The organism is Kocuria oxytropis (assembly GCF_040981195.1).
Lineage (GTDB): Bacteria > Actinomycetota > Actinomycetes > Actinomycetales > Micrococcaceae > Kocuria > Kocuria oxytropis.
Window position 1 is genome coordinate 194,862 of the sequence record NZ_JAVFXA010000005.1, and the last position, 16,746, is coordinate 211,607.

Genomic DNA, 16,746 nt, shown 5'->3' on the forward strand with positions numbered 1-16,746 from the left:
CGCGACAGAAGGAGTCGACCCATGACCGACCAGGACCAGGAGCCGGAGGAGGCCTTCGTGCACCTCACCCCGAAGGGCCCCGACGACGCGGCGGACACCCAGTCCGACCTCGACCGCGAGATGGCGGGGATCAGCGCGGACTACGCGGCCGCGGACCGCACCGAGACCCAGCCGCGGCTGGACTACGCGCCCTACCGCAGCTCGATCCTGCGGCACCCCACCAAGGACCTGCACCACGCCGACCCCGAGACCATCGAGCTGCACGCCCCCGCCTTCGGTGAGCGGGACGTGCACCGGCTCGAGTCGGACCTGACCATCCAGTCGGGCGGGGAGCCCGTCGGCGAGCGGATCAAGATCCGCGGCCGGGTCCTCGACGGCGACGGGCGGCCCGTGCGCCATCAGCTCGTGGAGATCTGGCAGGCCAACGCCGCCGGGCGCTACATCCACAAGCGGGACCAGCACCCCGCGCCCATCGACCCCAACTTCACCGGGGTGGGGCGGTGCCTGACCGGCGAGGACGGCTCCTACGAGTTCGTCACGATCAAGCCCGGGCCGTACCCCTGGAAGAACCACCACAACGCCTGGCGGCCCGCGCACGTGCACTTCTCGCTGTTCGGCACGGACTTCACCCAGCGGATGATCACCCAGATGTACTTCCCCTCCGACCCGCTGTTCGCGCTGGACCCGATCTTCCGCTCCATCGTGGACCCGAAGGCCCGCGAACGGCTCGTGGCCCGCTACGACCACGAGACCTCCGAGCACGAGTGGCTGCTCGGCTACACCTGGGACATCGTGCTCAGCGGCTCGAACCGCACCTGGACGGAAGGCGACACCCATGTCTGAGACCTCGGCCACCCCCGCTCTCCCGGCCACGCCCGGCCAGACCATCGGGCCCTTCTTCGGCTACGCGCTGCCCTACGACAAGGGCGAGCTGCTCGTGCCGCTGGGGCACCCCCGTGCGGTCCGGCTGCACGGCACGGTCACCGACGGCCGCGGCGACACCGTCCCGGACGCGATGCTCGAGATCTGGCAGGCGGACGGCGACGGCGCGGTCCCCACCGCGACCGGCTCGCTCGTGCGGGACGGCTACACCTTCACCGGCTTCGGCCGCGCCGCGGTCGACAACGAGGGCCACTACACCTTCACCACCGTGGACCCGGGCCCCACCGAGCCCGGCAGGGCGCCGTTCATCACCCTGACGGTCTTCGCCCGCGGCCTGCTCAACCGGCTGTTCACCCGCATCTACCTGCCGGAGGACACCGAGGCGCTGGCCAACGACCCGCTGCTGCGCTCGCTGCCGGAGGACCGGCGCCGCACGCTGATCGCCGAGCGCGAGGCCGACGGCTCCCTGCGCTTCGACGTCCGGATGCAGGGGGAGGACGAGACCGTCTTCCTCACCTACCCGAACCTCGAGCCCTGACCGGTCCGTGCGGGGACCCGGCCGCACCGGCCGGGTCCCCGCACGCCGCCCCTGCACCCCGCCGCAGCCCCGCCCCGGCCACGGCGGCACCACCCACGACCGGGAGACCGGACGCCACCCGAGGAGAACGCGCATGACCGACGCCGGGCTGCTCAGCCCCGGGACCCACCGGGGCGACGCGCACACCGACGACACCGCGGTGCTGCAGGCGCTGCTCGACGTCGAGGCGGCCTGGGTCGCCGCGCAGGCGGACGCCGGGCTCGCCCCGCCCGCCGCGGCCGGGGCCGCCCGCGCGGCCGCCCGGGCGGAGGACTACGACGCCGTGGACGTCGCCCGGCGCGCCGAGGGCGGCGGGAACCCGGTCATCCCGCTCCTCGCCGACTACCGGCGGCGGCTGGAGCAGCTCGACCCCGGCGCCGTGCGCTTCGTGCACCGCGGCCTGACGAGCCAGGACGTCATGGACACGGCCATGATGCTGGTGCTGCGCCGTGCGTCCGTGCCCCTGGGGCGGCAGCTCCGCGCCACCGCGGAGGCCCTGGCCCGGCTGGTGGAGGCCCACCGCGGCACCGTCCAGGCCGCCCGCACCCTCACGCAGCACGCCCTGCCCAGCACCTTCGGGCTCAAGGCCGCCGGCTGGCTCGCCGGGCTGCAGGACCTGGAGCAGGACGTCGCCGGGCTGGGCCGGCTGCCGGTGGCCTACGGCGGGGCGGCCGGCACCCTCGCCGGGAGCCTCGCGCTCTTCCCCGGCGCTCCCGACGCCGCGGAGCAGGCCGTGGACCTGGCCCGCCGCTGGGCCGACGAGCTCGGGCTCGGCACGCCTCCGCACGTGTGGCACACCAGCAGGCGGCCGGTGCTGCGCAGCGCCGAGACCCTCGGGGCGGTGTGCGCCGCCCTGGGCCGGATCGCCAACGACGTCCTGCTGCTCTCCCGGCCCGAGCTCGGCGAGCTGCGCGAACCGGCCGCGGAGGGACGCGGCGTGTCCTCGGCCATGCCGCAGAAGCAGAACCCCGTGCTCTCCGTGCTGCTGCGGCGCACCGCCCTGACCGCCCCGCAGCTGGTGGCCCAGCTGCACCTCGCCGCCTCCCAGTACGTGGACGAGCGCCCCGACGGCGCCTGGCACACGGAGTGGCCGGCGCTGCGGGAGCTCGCCCGGCTCGCCGTCGCGGCGTCCTCGCACGCGCAGGAGCTCACCGCCGGACTGGGCGTGGACACCGCCCGGATGCGGGCCAACCTGGACGCCTCCGGTCCCGCCGTGCTCGCCGAGCGGATCAGCGCCGCCCTCGCCCCCCTGCTCGGCCCCGGCCCGGACGGCGCCACGGGCCGGCAGCGGGTCCAGGCGGTCGTGCGCGAGCACGCGACCGACCGGGAGGGCATGCTCGAGGCCCTCCTGGACCTCACCGCGGGCACCGTCCTGGCCGACGGCACGCCCGTGGACCGCGGCCTCGTGGCGGACCTGCTCGACCCCGCCGGCTACCTCGGCGCCAACGACCTGCTGATCGACCGGGTGCTCGCGCGCCACCGCCGCGGCGCGGACGCCCCCCCAGCGGCCCCCGGCACACCGGCGGGGGCCGCCGACCACGACGCCGCCGGAGGCCCCGCCGGCCTCACCCCCAGGAGCAGCGCATGAGCGTCCCCGTCCTCGCCCTCGTCGAGTTCACGGACCGGCCCGCCCCGTCGGCGCAGGCCCCGCTGCTGGTGCTCGGTCCGTCGCTGGGCACGTCCGTGACCTCGCTGTGGTCCGGCGTCGCCCGCCGGCTCGCGGCCGACGTCCGGGTCCTGGGCTGGGACCTGCCCGGGCACGGCGGCTCCGCGCCCACCGGCGACCCCTTCACGGTCGCCGAGCTCGCCGGGGCGGTGCTGACGGCTGTGGACCGCTTCCGGGCGGCCGCCGGGATGCCGAACGGACAACCGTTCTTCTACGCGGGGTGCTCGATCGGCGGCTGCGTGGGGCAGCAGCTGCTCCTCGACGCCCCGGGCCGGGTCCGCGCCGCCGCCCTCGTGAGCACCGCGGCCCGGGTGGGGGAGCCCGGTGCCTGGGGGGAGCGCGCCCGGCTCGTGGCCGCCGCCGGCACCCCCACCCAGGTCGTGGGCTCCGCGCAGCGGTGGTTCGCCCCGGGCTTCATCGAGCGGGACGCCGTCACCACCACGGGCCTGCTGCACGACCTCCAGGACGCGGACCGGTTCTCCTACGCCCGGGCGTGCGAGGCACTCGCCGCCTTCGACGTGCGCGCCGGCCTGGGCCCCGCGGGTGTGCCGGTGCTCGCCGTGGCCGGTGCGCACGACACCGCGACGCCGCCGGAGTCGGTGGCGGAGCTCGCCGAGGCCGCCGGCGGGCGCCTCGTCGTCGTCGAGGACGCCGCCCACCTGGTGCCCGCCGAGGCCCCGCAGGACGTGGCACGGCTGCTCGACGAGCACTTCCGCACCCCGCCCTCCCACGACCCCGAAGGAGCACGAGCATGAGCAGCAACCCCCGGCGCACCGAGCAGGAGGCGCACGCGGAGGGCATGGCGGTGCGCCGCGAGGTGCTCTCCGACGCCCACGTGGACCGCGCCGAGGCCGGCAAGGACGCCTTCACCGCCGAGTTCCAGGACTTCATCTCCCGCTACGCGTGGGGCGAGATCTGGACCCGGCCCGGACTGGACCGGCGGATGCGCAGCGCCGTCACCCTGACCGCCCTGATCGCCGCCGGGCACTGGGAGGAGTTCGAGATGCACGTGCGCGCCGCCCTGCGCAACGGCCTGGACCGGGACGAGATCAAGGAGATCCTGCTGCAGTCCGCGATCTACCTCTCCGTGCCCTCGGCCAACAACGCCTTCAAGCACGCCCGGCAGGTCCTCGACGCCCTCGACGCCGAGGGCTCCTGAGACCTCCGCGCCACCGGGCCGCGCGCCCCGCGACCCGGGCACCCCTGACCCCGACACCCTGACCCCGGCACACCCTGACCCCGGCACACCCTGACCCCGACACCCCGTGACCGACGTGCCACGACGCAAGTGAGGAACACCATGACCGACGCCTACATCTACGACGCCGTGCGGACTCCCTTCGGCCGCTTCGGCGGCGCCCTGGCGGGCGTGCGCCCCGACGACCTGGCCGCGCTGGTGATCGGCGAGCAGGTCCGCCGCGCGTCCGCGCTGGACCCCGCCGCGATCGACGAGGTCGTGCTGGGCAACGCCAACGGCGCCGGCGAGGAGAACCGCAACGTCGCCCGGATGGGCACGCTGCTCGCCGGTCTGCCCGTCGGCATCCCCGGCACCACCGTCAACCGCCTGTGCGGGTCCTCCCTGGACGCCGCGATCATCGCGTCCCGCCAGATCGGCGCCGGCGAGGCCGACCTGATGCTCGTCGGCGGCGTCGAGTCCATGAGCCGGGCCCCCTGGGTGCTCCCCAAGACGGAGCGGCCCTACCCGGCCGGGGACCTGACCCTCGCCTCCACCACGCTGGGCTGGCGCCTGGTCAACCCGCGGATGAACCCGGAGTGGACCGTGTCCCTGGGCGAGGCCACCGAGCAGCTCGCCGAGCGGCACGGCATCACCCGCGACCGGATGGACGAGTTCGCGTACCGCTCCCACCAGCTCACGCAGCAGGCGTGGGACGAGGGCTTCTACGCCGACCTCACGGTCCAGGTCCCCGGCACCGAGCTGACCCAGGACGAGTCCGTCCGCGCGTCCTCGACCGTCGAGAAGCTCGGAGGGCTGAAGACCGTCTTCCGCTCCGCGGAGCAGGGCGGCACCGTCACCGCCGGCAACGCCTCGCCCCTCAACGACGGCGCCTCCGCGGCCCTGCTGGGCTCCGAGCGGGCCGCCGAGCTGACCGGTCTGCAGCCCCTCGCCCGCATCGCCGGCCGGGGCGCCGCGGCCAACGAGCCCCAGTTCTTCGGCTTCGCCCCGGTCGAGGCCGCGAACCTCGCCCTGCGGCGCGCGGGGATCACGTGGGAGGACGTCGCCGCCGTGGAGCTCAACGAGGCCTTCGCCGCGCAGTCGCTGGCGTGCGTCGACGCCTGGGGCATCGACCCCGCGATCGTCAACCGGCACGGCGGCGCCATCGCCATCGGCCACCCCCTCGGCGCCTCCGGCACCCGCATCCTCGGCACCCTCGCACGGTCGCTGCAGGCCTCCGGCGGACGCTGGGGCGTCGCCGCGATCTGCATCGGCGTGGGCCAGGGCCTCGCCGTGGTGCTCGAGAACCCGAACGCCTGAGACCCGTCCCGACCCCCCGAAGAGAGGCACACCGCATGCTGAACATCGCCGAGAGCTGCGCACAGGCCGTGGCCCCGATCCACGACGGCGCCACCGTCATGATCGGCGGCTTCGGCGTGGCCGGCCAGCCCGTCGAGCTCATCGACGCGCTGATCGACCACGGCGCCACCGACCTGACGGTCGTGAACAACAACGCCGGCAACGGCGACGTGGGCCTGGCCCGGCTCATCCAGCTCGGGCGGGTGCGCAGGATCGTCTGCTCCTTCCCGCGCCAGTCCGACTCGTGGCACTTCGACGAGAGGTACCGGGCCGGGCAGATCGAGCTCGAGGTCGTCCCGCAGGGCAACCTCGCCGAGCGGATCCGCGCCGCCGGCGCCGGCATCGGGGCGTTCTTCACCCCCACCGGCTACGGCACCCCGCTGGCCGAGGGCAAGGAGGTCCGTGAGATCGACGGCCGCCACTACGTCCTGGAGCACCCCATCAGGGCCGACTTCTCCCTGACCAAGGCGCACGTCGCGGACCGGGCGGGCAACCTCGTCTACCGCAAGACCGCGCGCAACTTCGGCCCCATCATGGCCGCCGCCGCCACCACCTCCATCGTGCAGGTCGCGGAGATCGTGGAGCGCGGCGGGATCGACCCCGAGGTCGTCGTGACCCCGGGCATCTACGTGGACACCGTCGTGCGGATCGACGCGCCCGCCCAGACCGACCCCCGAGAGGAGCTCTGACATGAGCGAGAACACCGTGGACGTCGTGCCCAGGACGTCCGAGACCCCGCTCGCCCCCGAGGAGCTGGCCCGCGTGGTGGCCCGCGACATCCCCGCCGGCTCCTACGTCAACCTCGGCATCGGCCAGCCGACGCTGGTCTCCAACTACCTGACGGCCGAGGACGACGTCACGCTGCACACCGAGAACGGCATGCTCGGCATGGGCCCGGAGGCCCACGGCGACGAGGTCGACGCCGACCTCATCAACGCCGGCAAGATCCCCGTGGTCGAGACCCCCGGCTGCTCCTACTTCCACCACGCGGACTCCTTCGCCATGATGCGCGGCGGTCACCTCGACTGCTGCGTGCTCGGCGCGTTCCAGGTGGACCGGGAGGGCAACCTCGCCAACTGGCACACCGGCAAGCCCGACGCGATCCCCGCGGTGGGCGGGGCCATGGACCTGGCCACGGGTGCGAAGATGACGTTCGTGATGATGTCGCTGCAGACGAAGAAGGGCCAGTCCAAGCTCGTCGAGAAGTGCACCATGCCGCTCACCGGCGTGGCCTGCGTGTCCCGGATCTACACCGACCAGGCCGTGTTCCTCATCGAGGAGGACGGGGTGTCCGTGCGCGAGACCTTCGGGACGAGCTTCGAGGAGCTCCAGCGGATCGTCGACGTCCCGCTGCGGCCCGCCCGCTGAGCACCGCACCGACCCGCGGGGCGCGGCGGACGGCACCGGCCGCCGCGCCCCCGGACGAGGCCCCAGGAGGCCACCGATGACCGACGAGCAGGACCCCGCCGCGGCGGGGGAGCGGGGCAGCCCGGGACAGTTCGTGCAGTCGCTGGCGCGCGGGCTCGGTGTGATCACGGCCTTCGACGCCCGGCACCCCCGGATGACCCTCAGCGACGTGGCCCGGCGCACCGGGCTCACCCGCGCCACGGCACGCCGGTTCCTGCTCACGCTCGAGGAGCTGGGCTACGTCCGGACCGACGGGCGGCTCTTCGAGCTCACCCCCCTGGTGCTGCAGCTCGGCTACTCCTACCTCTCCTCGCTCTCGCTGCCGGCCCTGGCGGCGCCGCACCTCGAGACGCTCTCGGAGCAGGTCGAGGAGTCCACGTCCGCCTCCGTGCTGGACGGCTCCGACATCGTCTACGTCGCCCGCGTCTCCACGCACCGGATCATGACCGTGGCGATCGCCGTGGGCACCCGGTTCCCCGCCCACGCCACCTCCATGGGCCGGGTCCTGCTCGCCGCCCTCGGGCCCGAGGAGCTGGCCGGGTACTTCCGCACGGCCCGGATCGAGCCCCTGACCGAGCACACCCTCACCGACCGCGCGGCCCTCGAGGCCGACCTGCGCCGGGTCCGCGCCCAGGGCTGGGCCCTCGTGGACCAGGAGCTCGAGATCGGGCTGCGCTCGGTCGCCGCCCCCGTCACGGACGGCAGCGGGCGCGTGGTCGCGGCCGTGAACGTCTCGATGCGGGTGGGGATGCCGGGCGCGAGCGCCGGCGACCCCGTGGCGGACGTGGTGCCGCCGCTGCTCGAGTGCGCCCGGCGGATCTCCGCCGACCTCGCCGCCACCGGGCGCTGAGCGCCGGGCCCGCGGGCGGGTCTCCCCGCGGCGACCGGTCGCGTTTTCCCGCCCTGCCCGGGTCTGATAGGCTGTCGAGGAATTGAACGGTCATCCCTCGGCGCCCGCCGCCCCCGGAGGCCGGAAAAATCATGGCAGAACGGACTCGGTCCTCAGGTACGCGGTGTGTACCGAAATGCCATCCTTTTCGTCTGCCCAGCTACCTTCGGCGCGACGACCGGGGCGCCCGCCCGCCGGGTCCGCCCCGCGCACCGCACCCGCACCCGGCCCCGGCCGCGCGGGAACCGAACACCCAGCGGGCCGCTGACGCGTCCCGTCCGATCAGGAGACACTGTGCCTACAATCCAGCAGCTGGTCCGCAAGGGCCGGACCCCGAAGGTCGTCAAGACCAAGGCGCCCGCACTCAAGGGCAGCCCCATGAAGCGCGGGGTGTGCACCCGCGTGTACACCACCACCCCCAAGAAGCCGAACTCCGCGCTGCGCAAGGTCGCCCGCGTGAAGCTCAACGGCGGCGTGGAGGTCACGGCCTACATCCCCGGTGAGGGCCACAACCTCCAGGAGCACTCCATCGTGCTCGTCCGCGGCGGTCGCGTGAAGGACCTCCCCGGTGTCCGCTACAAGATCGTCCGCGGCGCGCTCGACACCCAGGGTGTCAAGGGCCGCCAGCAGGCCCGTTCCCGTTACGGCGCCAAGAAGGAGAAGAAGTAATGCCTCGTAAGGGTCCCGCTCCCAAGCGCCCGCTCGTCGTCGACCCGGTCTACAGCTCCCCGGTCGTCACGCAGCTGATCAACAAGGTCCTCCAGGACGGCAAGAAGTCCACCGCCGAGCGCATCGTCTACGGCGCCCTCGAGGGCGTCCGGGCGAAGTCCGGCGCCGACCCGGTCGTCACCCTCAAGAAGGCCCTGGAGAACGTCAAGCCGGCCCTCGAGGTGAAGTCCCGCCGCGTCGGCGGTGCCACCTACCAGGTCCCGGTCGAGGTGAAGCCGGGCCGCGCCCAGGCGCTGTCCCTGCGCTGGCTCGTCGGCTACTCGAAGATCCGCCGCGAGAACACCATGACCGAGCGTCTGCAGAACGAGATCCTGGACGCGTCCAACGGTCTCGGTGCCGCCGTGAAGCGCCGCGAGGACACCCACAAGATGGCGGAGTCCAACAAGGCCTTCGCCCACTACCGCTGGTAGAATCTTCCAGGCCTGTCGGCCCCACCAGGGCCGGCAGGCCGCCGGCACCATCTCCGAAAGGGAATCACCGTGGCACTTGACGTGCTTACCGACCTCAAGAAGGTCCGCAACATCGGCATCATGGCGCACATCGATGCCGGCAAGACCACCACCACCGAACGCATCCTGTTCTACACCGGTATCTCCCACAAGCTCGGCGAGACCCACGATGGTGCCTCCACCATGGACTGGATGGCTCAGGAGCAGGAGCGCGGCATCACGATCACGTCCGCCGCGACGTCCTGCTACTGGCACGACAACCAGATCAACATCATCGACACCCCCGGTCACGTGGACTTCACGGTCGAGGTCGAGCGCTCCCTGCGCGTGCTCGACGGCGCCGTGGCGGTCTTCGACGGCAAGGAGGGCGTCGAGCCCCAGTCGGAGACGGTCTGGCGCCAGGCCGACAAGTACGACGTCCCCCGCATCTGCTTCGTCAACAAGATGGACAAGCTGGGCGCCGACTTCTACTTCACGGTCGACACCATCATCAACCGCCTCGGGGCGAAGCCGCTGGTCATGCAGCTGCCGATCGGCGCCGAGTCCGACTTCACCGGCGTCGTCGACCTGCTCACCATGAAGGCCTTCGTCTGGCCGGGCGACTCCAAGGGCGACGTGTCCCTGGGCGCGAAGTACGAGATCGAGGAGATCCCCGCCGATCTGCAGGAGCGCGCCGAGGAGTACCGCAACCAGCTGGTCGAGTCCGTGGCCGAGGCCGACGACGAGCTCATGGAGAAGTACCTGGGCGGCGAGGAGCTCACCCTCGAGGAGCTCAAGGCCGGCATCCGGAAGCTGACCATCAACTCCGAGGCCTACCCCGTGCTGTGCGGCTCCGCGTTCAAGAACCGCGGCGTGCAGCCGATGCTCGACGCCGTCATCGACTTCCTGCCGTCCCCGCTGGACGTGCCGAACGTCGAGGGCCACGCGCTCAACGACGAGGAGGAGATCCTCACCCGCCCCGTCGACTACAGCGCGCCCTTCTCGGCGCTGGCGTTCAAGGTCGCCTCGCACCCCTTCTACGGGCAGCTGACCTACATCCGCGTGTACTCCGGCAAGGCCGTCAACGGCGAGCAGGTCCTCAACTCGACCAAGGGCAAGAAGGAGCGCATCGGCAAGCTGTTCCAGATGCACTCCAACAAGGAGAACCCGGTCGACGAGATCCGCGCCGGCCACATCTACGCGGCCATCGGGCTGAAGGACACCACCACGGGCGACACCCTGTGCTCCCCGCAGGAGCCCATCGTGCTCGAGTCGATGACCTTCCCCGCCCCCGTGATCTCCGTGGCCATCGAGCCCAAGACCAAGGGCGACCAGGAGAAGCTCTCCACCGCGATCCAGAAGCTCTCCGCCGAGGACCCCACGTTCACCGTGTCCCTCAACGAGGAGACCGGCCAGACCGAGATCGGCGGCATGGGCGAGCTCCACCTGGACATCCTGGTGGACCGCATGAAGCGCGAGTTCCGCGTCGAGGCGAACGTGGGCAAGCCCCAGGTCGCCTACCGCGAGACCATCAAGAAGGCCGTCGACAAGGTCGACTACACGCACAAGAAGCAGACCGGCGGCTCCGGCCAGTTCGCCAAGGTGCAGGTCGCCTTCGAGCCGATCCCGCTGGACGCCGAGGAGCTCTACGAGTTCGACAACAAGGTCACCGGCGGCCGCGTCCCGCGCGAGTACATCCCCTCCGTGGACGCCGGCATCCAGGACGCGATGCGCCTGGGCATCCTCGCCGGGTACCCGATGGTCGGCGTGAAGGCCACGCTGCTCGACGGCGCCTACCACGACGTCGACTCCTCCGAGATGGCGTTCAAGATCGCCGGCTCCATGGTCTTCAAGGAGGGCGCCCGCCGGGCCCAGCCCGTGCTGCTCGAGCCGCTGATGGCCGTCGAGGTCCGCACGCCCGAGGAGTACATGGGCGAGGTCATCGGCGACCTGAACTCCCGCCGCGGCCAGATCCAGTCCATGGAGGACGTCTCGGGCGTCAAGCTGGTCAAGGCCCTCGTCCCGCTGTCCGAGATGTTCGGCTACATCGGCGACCTCCGGTCCAAGACCCAGGGCCGCGCCGTGTACTCGATGCAGTTCGACAGCTACTCGGAGGTCCCCAAGGCCGTCGCCGAGGAGATCGTCCAGAAGAACCGCGGCGAGTAGGCACCACCCCTCGGCCCCGGCCGGGAATTTCATCAATCACGCACAGCCAAAGTAGACTTGCAGAGGTTTCAGTACTGCTGAGTGCCTCAAGCTCCCCCCGGACATCTGCGGCGGGGAAGTGCTGAGCAAGTTTCGACAAATGTTCTAGGAGGAACAACCATGGCGAAGGCCAAGTTCGAGCGCACCAAGCCGCACGTCAACATCGGCACCATCGGCCACGTCGACCACGGCAAGACGACGCTCACCGCTGCCATCTCGAAGGTCCTGCACGACAAGTACCCGGACCTCAACGAGCAGCGCGACTTCGGCGCCATCGACTCCGCCCCGGAGGAGAAGCAGCGCGGCATCACCATCAACATCGCGCACATCGAGTACCAGACGGAGAAGCGTCACTACGCCCACGTCGACGCCCCGGGCCACGCCGACTACGTCAAGAACATGATCACCGGTGCGGCGCAGATGGACGGCGCCATCCTCGTGGTCGCCGCCACCGACGGCCCCATGGCCCAGACCCGCGAGCACGTGCTGCTCGCCCGCCAGGTGGGCGTGCCCTACCTGCTGGTGGCCCTGAACAAGTCCGACATGGTCGACGACGAGGAGCTGCTGGACCTCGTCGAGATGGAGGTGCGCGAGCTCCTTTCCGACCAGGGCTTCGACGGCGACAACGCCCCGGTCGTGCGCGTCTCGGCCCTCAAGGCCCTCGAGGGCGACCCCGAGTGGGTCGCCAAGGTCGAGGAGCTCATGGAAGCCGTCGACGAGAACGTGCCGGACCCCGTCCGCGAGATGGACAAGCCGTTCCTCATGCCCATCGAGGACGTCTTCACGATCACCGGCCGCGGCACCGTGGTGACCGGCCGTGCCGAGCGCGGCACGCTGCCGATCAACTCCGAGGTCGAGATCGTCGGCATCCGCCCGGTCCAGAAGACCACGGTCACCGGCATCGAGATGTTCCACAAGCAGATGGACGAGGCCATGGCCGGCGAGAACTGCGGCCTGCTGCTGCGCGGTCTCAAGCGGGACGACGTCGAGCGCGGCCAGGTCGTGTGCAAGCCGGGTTCCATCACCCCGCACACCGACTTCGAGGCCAACGTCTACATCCTCTCCAAGGAGGAGGGCGGGCGTCACAACCCGTTCTACTCCAACTACCGTCCGCAGTTCTACTTCCGGACGACCGACGTCACCGGCGTCATCACGCTGCCCGAGGGCACCGAGATGGTCATGCCGGGCGACAACACCGAGATGACGGTCGCGCTGATCCAGCCGATCGCCATGGAGGAGGGCCTCGGCTTCGCCATCCGCGAGGGTGGCCGCACCGTGGGCTCCGGCCGCGTCACCAAGATCATCAAGTAGTCCCCGGACTGCCGATCTGCACGGAACCCCCCGCCGCTCTCGTCAGCGGCGGGGGGTTCCGCACGTCCGGGGCCGGTGGGCCGGGACTCAGCCCGTCACCTGGTGCAGGCACAGGACGTTGCCCTCGGAGTCGGTGAACCACGCCGCCTTCATGCCCTCGGCGGTGAGGACGTGGTCCACGGTCCGCAGGCCGGGCAGGTCGTAGTCCTCGAAGTGCACGCCCCGGCCCTCGAGCTCGCGCACCGCGGCCTCGACGTCGGGGACCTCGAAGCTGGCCTGCGTCAGTTCCGAGGCGGGGGCGTCCGGGCGCAGCAGCAGCTGCAGACCGGCGTGCCCGTCCTCGCTGAACAGGACGCTGTCGGCCTCGAGCTCGGGGCCGGGGGAGAGGCCGAGGGTCTCCTGGTAGAACTGCCGGGCGCGCTCGAGCTCCCGGACGGGAACGATCGCGACCAGTCGCGCGGTGGACAGCATGGGACCCATCTCCTGCGGGCGTCGGGGTGTGGACGCGCCCAGGATACGGCCGCCGGCGCCGCCTGTGGTTGCGGGCGGCTCACGGTTGCGGCACGGTTGCGCACGGCCCCCCGTGCGCGCCCGGCTCCCGGGGTCCGGACCCGGCGTTTGCACGGGGTCGGCTTCTCTGGCAGGATGGAGGACGTTGTTCAAGCGCCGACGCGTGCTCTCAACGGTTCGAACCGGCAGACCCCAGGACACCATCGGGTCCCGAAGCAGAACCGGGGGCCAGCAGCTCGTGGAAGCTGCCACGCACGGACCACAAGACAGCCCACCCCGAGAAACGGACCCGGTGCGCCCTCGTGCTCTGCACGAGGCGACACGCCCGAGTTCGGGGGTCGGAGCTCCAGCAGGGTGAGGAACCCGGATCACTCCGGATTCAGCCTGCGTGGAGGGGCGCCCACCAGGAGGCGCCATGCACAAGGAGTCCCCAGGCTCCGTCACAGGGAAGTACGTTCAAGAAAGAGAGTCACGACGCCATGGCGGGACAGAAAATCCGCATCCGGCTGAAGTCTTATGACCACGAGGTCATCGACGTCTCGGCCCGGAAGATCGTTGAGACGGTGACGCGCGCAGGCGCCACGGTGGTCGGCCCCGTGCCGCTGCCCACGGAGAAGAACGTGTACTGCGTCATCCGCTCGCCGCACAAGTACAAGGACAGCCGTGAGCACTTCGAGATGCGCACGCACAAGCGGCTGATCGACATCATCGACCCCACGCCGAAGGCCGTCGACTCGCTCATGCGCCTCGACCTGCCGGCTGACGTGAACATCGAAATCAAGCTGTAAAGAGGATCGCATCCCAATGACTACCACTTTCGAACGCCAGGTGAAGGGCCTGCTGGGCACGAAGCTCGGCATGACCCAGGTCTGGGACGAGAACGGGAAGCTCGTGCCGGTGACCGTCGTCAAGGCGGACTCCAACGTCGTCACCCAGCTGCGCACCCAGGACCGCGACGGCTACTCCGCCGTCCAGATCGGGTTCGGTGCGATCGACCCCCGCAAGGTCACCCAGCCGCTGGCCGGCCATTTCGAGAAGGCCGGCGTGACGCCGCGCCGCCACGTCGTGGAGCTGCGCACGGCCGACGCCGACACCTACGAGCTGGGCCAGGAGCTCTCCGTCGAGCTCTTCGAGGCCGGCCAGAAGGTCGACGTGATCGGCAAGACCAAGGGCAAGGGCACGGCCGGTGTCATGAAGCGCCACGGCTTCTCCGGCGTCGGCGCCTCCCACGGTGCCCACAAGAACCACCGCAAGCCGGGATCCATCGGCGGCGCGTCCTACCCCGCCCGCGTGTTCAAGGGCATGCGCATGGCGGGCCGCATGGGCGCCGTCCGTCACACGACGCAGAACCTCACCGTTCACGCCGTGGACGCCGAGAACTCCCTGCTGCTCATCAAGGGCGCCCTGCCGGGCCCCAAGGGTTCGGTCGTCCTCGTCCGCACCGCAGTGAAGGGAGCCTGATCAGACCATGGCAACTCAGACCGTCAACGTCGACCTGCCCGCCGAGATCTTCGACGTCCAGACCAACGTGCCGCTGCTGCACCAGGTCGTCGTCGCTCAGCTGGCCGCTGCCCGCCAGGGCACGCACAAGACCAAGAACCGCGCCGAGGTCTCCGGCGCCGGCCGCAAGCCCTTCAAGCAGAAGGGCACCGGCCGGGCGCGCCAGGGCTCCATCCGCGCCCCGCACATGACCGGCGGCGGCGTGGTGCACGGCCCCACCCCGCGCGACTACAGCCAGCGCACCCCCAAGAAGATGAAGGCCGCCGCGCTGCGCGGTGCCCTTTCGGACCGGGCGCGCAACGGCCGCATCCACGTCCTGGAGGCTCTCGTGGAGGGCACCGTCCCCAACACGAAGGCCGCCCAGGCGACGCTGCGCGGGCTCACCGACCGCAAGAACCTGCTGGTCGTCCTGCACCGCTCGGACGACGCGTCCGCGCTGTCGGTGCGCAACCTCGCCGACGTCCACACCGTCTACGCCGACCAGCTCAACACCTACGACGTGCTGGTCTCCGACGACGTGGTCTTCACGAAGGACGCGTTCGAGTCCTTCGTGGCGGCCGCCAGCAAGAAGAAGCAGGAGGACGCCAAGTGAGCGCGACCACCATCAAGGATCCCCGGGACGTCATCATCGCGCCGGTCGTCTCGGAGAAGTCCTACGGGCTCATCGACGAGGGCCGCTACACGTTCTTCGTGGCGGCCGACTCGAACAAGACCGAGATCAAGTACGCCGTGGAGCAGATCTTCGGCGTCAAGGTCGGGTCCGTGAACACCATCAACCGTGCCGGGAAGCGGAAGCGCACGCGCTTCGGCTGGGGTCAGCGCAAGGGCACCAAGCGTGCCGTTGTGACCCTGAAGGAAGGCACCATCGACATCTTCGGCGGTCCGCTCGCCTGAGCGGAGACCACTTTAACGAGGAACTGACACATGGCTATCCGTAAGCACAAGCCGACAACCCCGGGCCGTCGCGGCTCCTCCGTTGCCGACTTCGCAGAAATCACGCGCACGACCCCCGAGAAGTCGCTGGTCCGGCCGCTGCCCAAGAAGGGCGGGCGGAACAACACCGGCCGCATCACCACCCGGCACAAGGGTGGCGGGCACAAGCGGCAGTACCGCGTCATCGACTTCCGTCGCCACGACAAGGACGGCGTCGACGCCAAGGTCGCGCACATCGAGTACGACCCGAACCGCACCGCGCGCATCGCGCTGCTGCACTTCGTGGACGGCTCCAAGCGCTACATCATCGCGCCGAACCGCCTCGCCCAGGGCGACGTCGTCGAGTCGGGCCCCGGCGCCGACATCAAGCCCGGCAACAACCTGCCGCTGCGCAACATCCCCGTCGGCACCGTGATCCACGCCGTGGAGCTCCGTCCGGGCGGCGGCGCCAAGCTCGCCCGCTCCGCCGGCGCGTCCGTGCAGCTCGTGGCCAAGGAGGGCAAGTACGGCCAGCTCCGCCTGCCCTCCGGCGAGATCCGCAACGTCGACGTGCGCTGCCGCGCCACGGTCGGCGAGGTCGGCAACGCCGAGCAGTCGAACATCAACTGGGGCAAGGCCGGCCGCAACCGCTGGAAGGGCGTCCGCCCGACCGTCCGCGGTGTGGTCATGAACCCGGTCGACCACCCCCACGGTGGTGGCGAGGGCAAGACCTCCGGTGGCCGCCACCCGGTCAACCCGAACGGCAAGCCCGAGGGCCGCACCCGCCGCCCCAACAAGGAGAGCGACAAGCTCATCGTCCGCCGTCGTCGTACCGGCAAGAACAAGCGCTAAGGAGCCTGACACATGCCACGCAGCCTGAAGAAGGGCCCTTTCGTCGATCAGCACCTTTACCTGAAGGTCGCCAAGGAGAACGACAAGGGCACCAAGAACGTCATCAAGACGTGGTCCCGCCGCTCGATGATCGTGCCCGACATGCTGGGCCACACGATCGCCGTGCACGACGGACGCAAGCACATCCCCGTGTTCATCACCGAGTCGATGGTCGGGCACAAGCTCGGCGAGTTCGCCCCCACGCGGACCTTCCGCGGCCATGTGAAGGACGACAAGAAGGGCAAGCGCCGCTGATCCTCCGGGATCCCGCAGCGTGAGCACTTCGAGAAGACGAGAGAAGGAAAG

General features: G+C 71.0%; 20 protein-coding genes. 19 read left to right on the forward strand and 1 reads right to left on the reverse strand.

The window, feature by feature from the left end; genetic code table 11:
* The first annotated feature begins 21 nt into the window (after positions 1 to 21).
* The 13 genes from pcaH (at position 22) to tuf (ending at position 12,627) form a co-directional block, all read left to right on the forward strand.
* Positions 22 to 843, forward strand: a complete 822-nt coding sequence (gene pcaH, locus QYM41_RS07360) for a protocatechuate 3,4-dioxygenase subunit beta (protein WP_368799095.1) — start codon at positions 22 to 24, stop codon at positions 841 to 843.
* Positions 836 to 1,420, forward strand: coding sequence for a protocatechuate 3,4-dioxygenase subunit alpha (gene pcaG / locus QYM41_RS07365; RefSeq protein WP_368799096.1), 585 nt, complete (start codon positions 836 to 838; stop codon positions 1,418 to 1,420). The genes pcaH and pcaG overlap by 8 nt, the downstream gene beginning before the upstream one ends.
* Before the next feature lie 133 nt (positions 1,421 to 1,553).
* Positions 1,554 to 3,047 (forward strand): lyase family protein, encoded by a 1,494-nt coding sequence (locus QYM41_RS07370; RefSeq protein WP_368799097.1) that lies wholly within the window; start codon positions 1,554 to 1,556, stop codon positions 3,045 to 3,047.
* Entirely contained in the window at positions 3,044 to 3,880 is an 837-nt protein-coding gene (locus QYM41_RS07375) for an alpha/beta fold hydrolase (protein ID WP_368799098.1), read from the forward strand. Before QYM41_RS07370 ends, QYM41_RS07375 begins: the two co-directional genes overlap by 4 nt.
* Complete coding sequence (gene pcaC / locus QYM41_RS07380) at positions 3,877 to 4,284, forward strand: 4-carboxymuconolactone decarboxylase (RefSeq protein ID WP_368799099.1); 408 nt, start codon at positions 3,877 to 3,879, stop codon at positions 4,282 to 4,284. The genes QYM41_RS07375 and pcaC overlap by 4 nt, the downstream gene beginning before the upstream one ends.
* A gap of 141 nt (positions 4,285 to 4,425) precedes the next feature.
* Complete coding sequence (locus QYM41_RS07385; protein ID WP_368799100.1) at positions 4,426 to 5,619, forward strand: thiolase family protein; 1,194 nt, start codon at positions 4,426 to 4,428, stop codon at positions 5,617 to 5,619.
* 35 nt (positions 5,620 to 5,654) lie between these two features.
* Positions 5,655 to 6,347 (forward strand): 3-oxoacid CoA-transferase subunit A, encoded by a 693-nt coding sequence (locus tag QYM41_RS07390; protein ID WP_368799101.1) that lies wholly within the window; start codon positions 5,655 to 5,657, stop codon positions 6,345 to 6,347.
* Between the two features lies 1 nt (position 6,348).
* Complete coding sequence (locus tag QYM41_RS07395; RefSeq protein ID WP_368799102.1) at positions 6,349 to 7,026, forward strand: 3-oxoacid CoA-transferase subunit B; 678 nt, start codon at positions 6,349 to 6,351, stop codon at positions 7,024 to 7,026.
* A gap of 76 nt (positions 7,027 to 7,102) precedes the next feature.
* Positions 7,103 to 7,915 (forward strand): IclR family transcriptional regulator domain-containing protein, encoded by an 813-nt coding sequence (locus QYM41_RS07400; protein ID WP_368799103.1) that lies wholly within the window; start codon positions 7,103 to 7,105, stop codon positions 7,913 to 7,915.
* Between the two features lie 333 nt (positions 7,916 to 8,248).
* Entirely contained in the window at positions 8,249 to 8,623 is a 375-nt protein-coding gene (gene rpsL, locus QYM41_RS07405; RefSeq protein ID WP_017833291.1) for a 30S ribosomal protein S12, read from the forward strand.
* Positions 8,623 to 9,093 (forward strand): 30S ribosomal protein S7, encoded by a 471-nt coding sequence (gene rpsG, locus QYM41_RS07410; RefSeq protein WP_368799104.1) that lies wholly within the window; start codon positions 8,623 to 8,625, stop codon positions 9,091 to 9,093. Before rpsL ends, rpsG begins: the two co-directional genes overlap by 1 nt.
* Positions 9,094 to 9,162: 69 nt before the next feature.
* On the forward strand, positions 9,163 to 11,277 hold the full coding sequence (fusA, locus tag QYM41_RS07415) for an elongation factor G (protein WP_368799105.1): 2,115 nt from the start codon (positions 9,163 to 9,165) through the stop codon (positions 11,275 to 11,277).
* Positions 11,278 to 11,436: 159 nt separating this feature from the next.
* The gene (tuf, locus tag QYM41_RS07420; protein ID WP_368799106.1) at positions 11,437 to 12,627 is read left to right on the forward strand and encodes an elongation factor Tu; all 1,191 of its coding nucleotides are present in this window, start codon (positions 11,437 to 11,439) and stop codon (positions 12,625 to 12,627) included.
* A gap of 87 nt (positions 12,628 to 12,714) precedes the next feature.
* Here the strand turns inward: tuf and QYM41_RS07425 are convergent, their stop codons facing one another.
* Positions 12,715 to 13,098 (reverse strand): VOC family protein, encoded by a 384-nt coding sequence (locus tag QYM41_RS07425; RefSeq protein WP_368799107.1) that lies wholly within the window; start codon positions 13,096 to 13,098, stop codon positions 12,715 to 12,717.
* A 518-nt stretch (positions 13,099 to 13,616) separates the two neighbouring features.
* Between QYM41_RS07425 and rpsJ the strand changes: the two genes are divergently transcribed.
* Genes rpsJ through rpsS form a run of 6 tightly spaced genes read left to right on the forward strand, consistent with a single transcriptional unit; the run spans position 13,617 to position 16,695 of the window.
* The gene (gene rpsJ, locus QYM41_RS07430; RefSeq protein ID WP_003803825.1) at positions 13,617 to 13,925 is read left to right on the forward strand and encodes a 30S ribosomal protein S10; all 309 of its coding nucleotides are present in this window, start codon (positions 13,617 to 13,619) and stop codon (positions 13,923 to 13,925) included.
* Between the two features lie 16 nt (positions 13,926 to 13,941).
* Positions 13,942 to 14,598, forward strand: a complete 657-nt coding sequence (gene rplC / locus QYM41_RS07435; RefSeq protein WP_368799108.1) for a 50S ribosomal protein L3 — start codon at positions 13,942 to 13,944, stop codon at positions 14,596 to 14,598.
* A gap of 7 nt (positions 14,599 to 14,605) precedes the next feature.
* Positions 14,606 to 15,229 carry a 50S ribosomal protein L4 gene (gene rplD, locus QYM41_RS07440; RefSeq protein WP_368799109.1) on the forward strand — a complete coding sequence of 208 codons (624 nt, stop codon included), beginning with the start codon at positions 14,606 to 14,608 and terminating at the stop codon, positions 15,227 to 15,229.
* Positions 15,226 to 15,531 carry a 50S ribosomal protein L23 gene (rplW, locus tag QYM41_RS07445; protein WP_368799110.1) on the forward strand — a complete coding sequence of 102 codons (306 nt, stop codon included), beginning with the start codon at positions 15,226 to 15,228 and terminating at the stop codon, positions 15,529 to 15,531. Before rplD ends, rplW begins: the two co-directional genes overlap by 4 nt.
* A gap of 30 nt (positions 15,532 to 15,561) precedes the next feature.
* Positions 15,562 to 16,401 (forward strand): 50S ribosomal protein L2, encoded by an 840-nt coding sequence (gene rplB, locus QYM41_RS07450; RefSeq protein WP_368799111.1) that lies wholly within the window; start codon positions 15,562 to 15,564, stop codon positions 16,399 to 16,401.
* Positions 16,402 to 16,413: 12 nt separating this feature from the next.
* A complete protein-coding gene (rpsS, locus tag QYM41_RS07455; protein WP_058859361.1) occupies positions 16,414 to 16,695 on the forward strand; it encodes a 30S ribosomal protein S19 in 282 nt (93 codons plus the stop codon).
* The last annotated feature ends 51 nt before the right edge of the window (positions 16,696 to 16,746 follow it).

Excerpts from the sequence above, each read along its gene's own strand:
- rpsJ (WP_003803825.1), top strand. The coding sequence starts at position 13,617 with ATGGCGGGACAGAAAATCCGCATCCGGCTGAAGTCTTATGACCACGAG.
- rpsS (WP_058859361.1), top strand. The coding sequence starts at position 16,414 with ATGCCACGCAGCCTGAAGAAGGGCCCTTTCGTCGATCAGCACCTTTAC.
- QYM41_RS07375 (WP_368799098.1), top strand. The coding sequence starts at position 3,044 with ATGAGCGTCCCCGTCCTCGCCCTCGTCGAGTTCACGGACCGGCCCGCC.
- QYM41_RS07370 (WP_368799097.1), top strand. The coding sequence starts at position 1,554 with ATGACCGACGCCGGGCTGCTCAGCCCCGGGACCCACCGGGGCGACGCG.
- QYM41_RS07390 (WP_368799101.1), top strand. The coding sequence starts at position 5,655 with ATGCTGAACATCGCCGAGAGCTGCGCACAGGCCGTGGCCCCGATCCAC.
- rplD (WP_368799109.1), top strand. The coding sequence starts at position 14,606 with ATGGCAACTCAGACCGTCAACGTCGACCTGCCCGCCGAGATCTTCGAC.
- pcaG (WP_368799096.1), top strand. The coding sequence starts at position 836 with ATGTCTGAGACCTCGGCCACCCCCGCTCTCCCGGCCACGCCCGGCCAG.
- pcaH (WP_368799095.1), top strand. The coding sequence starts at position 22 with ATGACCGACCAGGACCAGGAGCCGGAGGAGGCCTTCGTGCACCTCACC.
- QYM41_RS07395 (WP_368799102.1), top strand. The coding sequence starts at position 6,349 with ATGAGCGAGAACACCGTGGACGTCGTGCCCAGGACGTCCGAGACCCCG.
- tuf (WP_368799106.1), top strand. The coding sequence starts at position 11,437 with ATGGCGAAGGCCAAGTTCGAGCGCACCAAGCCGCACGTCAACATCGGC.
- QYM41_RS07400 (WP_368799103.1), top strand. The coding sequence starts at position 7,103 with ATGACCGACGAGCAGGACCCCGCCGCGGCGGGGGAGCGGGGCAGCCCG.
- QYM41_RS07425 (WP_368799107.1), bottom strand. The coding sequence starts at position 13,098 with ATGCTGTCCACCGCGCGACTGGTCGCGATCGTTCCCGTCCGGGAGCTC.
- rpsG (WP_368799104.1), top strand. The coding sequence starts at position 8,623 with ATGCCTCGTAAGGGTCCCGCTCCCAAGCGCCCGCTCGTCGTCGACCCG.
- pcaC (WP_368799099.1), top strand. The coding sequence starts at position 3,877 with ATGAGCAGCAACCCCCGGCGCACCGAGCAGGAGGCGCACGCGGAGGGC.
- rplC (WP_368799108.1), top strand. The coding sequence starts at position 13,942 with ATGACTACCACTTTCGAACGCCAGGTGAAGGGCCTGCTGGGCACGAAG.
- QYM41_RS07385 (WP_368799100.1), top strand. The coding sequence starts at position 4,426 with ATGACCGACGCCTACATCTACGACGCCGTGCGGACTCCCTTCGGCCGC.
- rplB (WP_368799111.1), top strand. The coding sequence starts at position 15,562 with ATGGCTATCCGTAAGCACAAGCCGACAACCCCGGGCCGTCGCGGCTCC.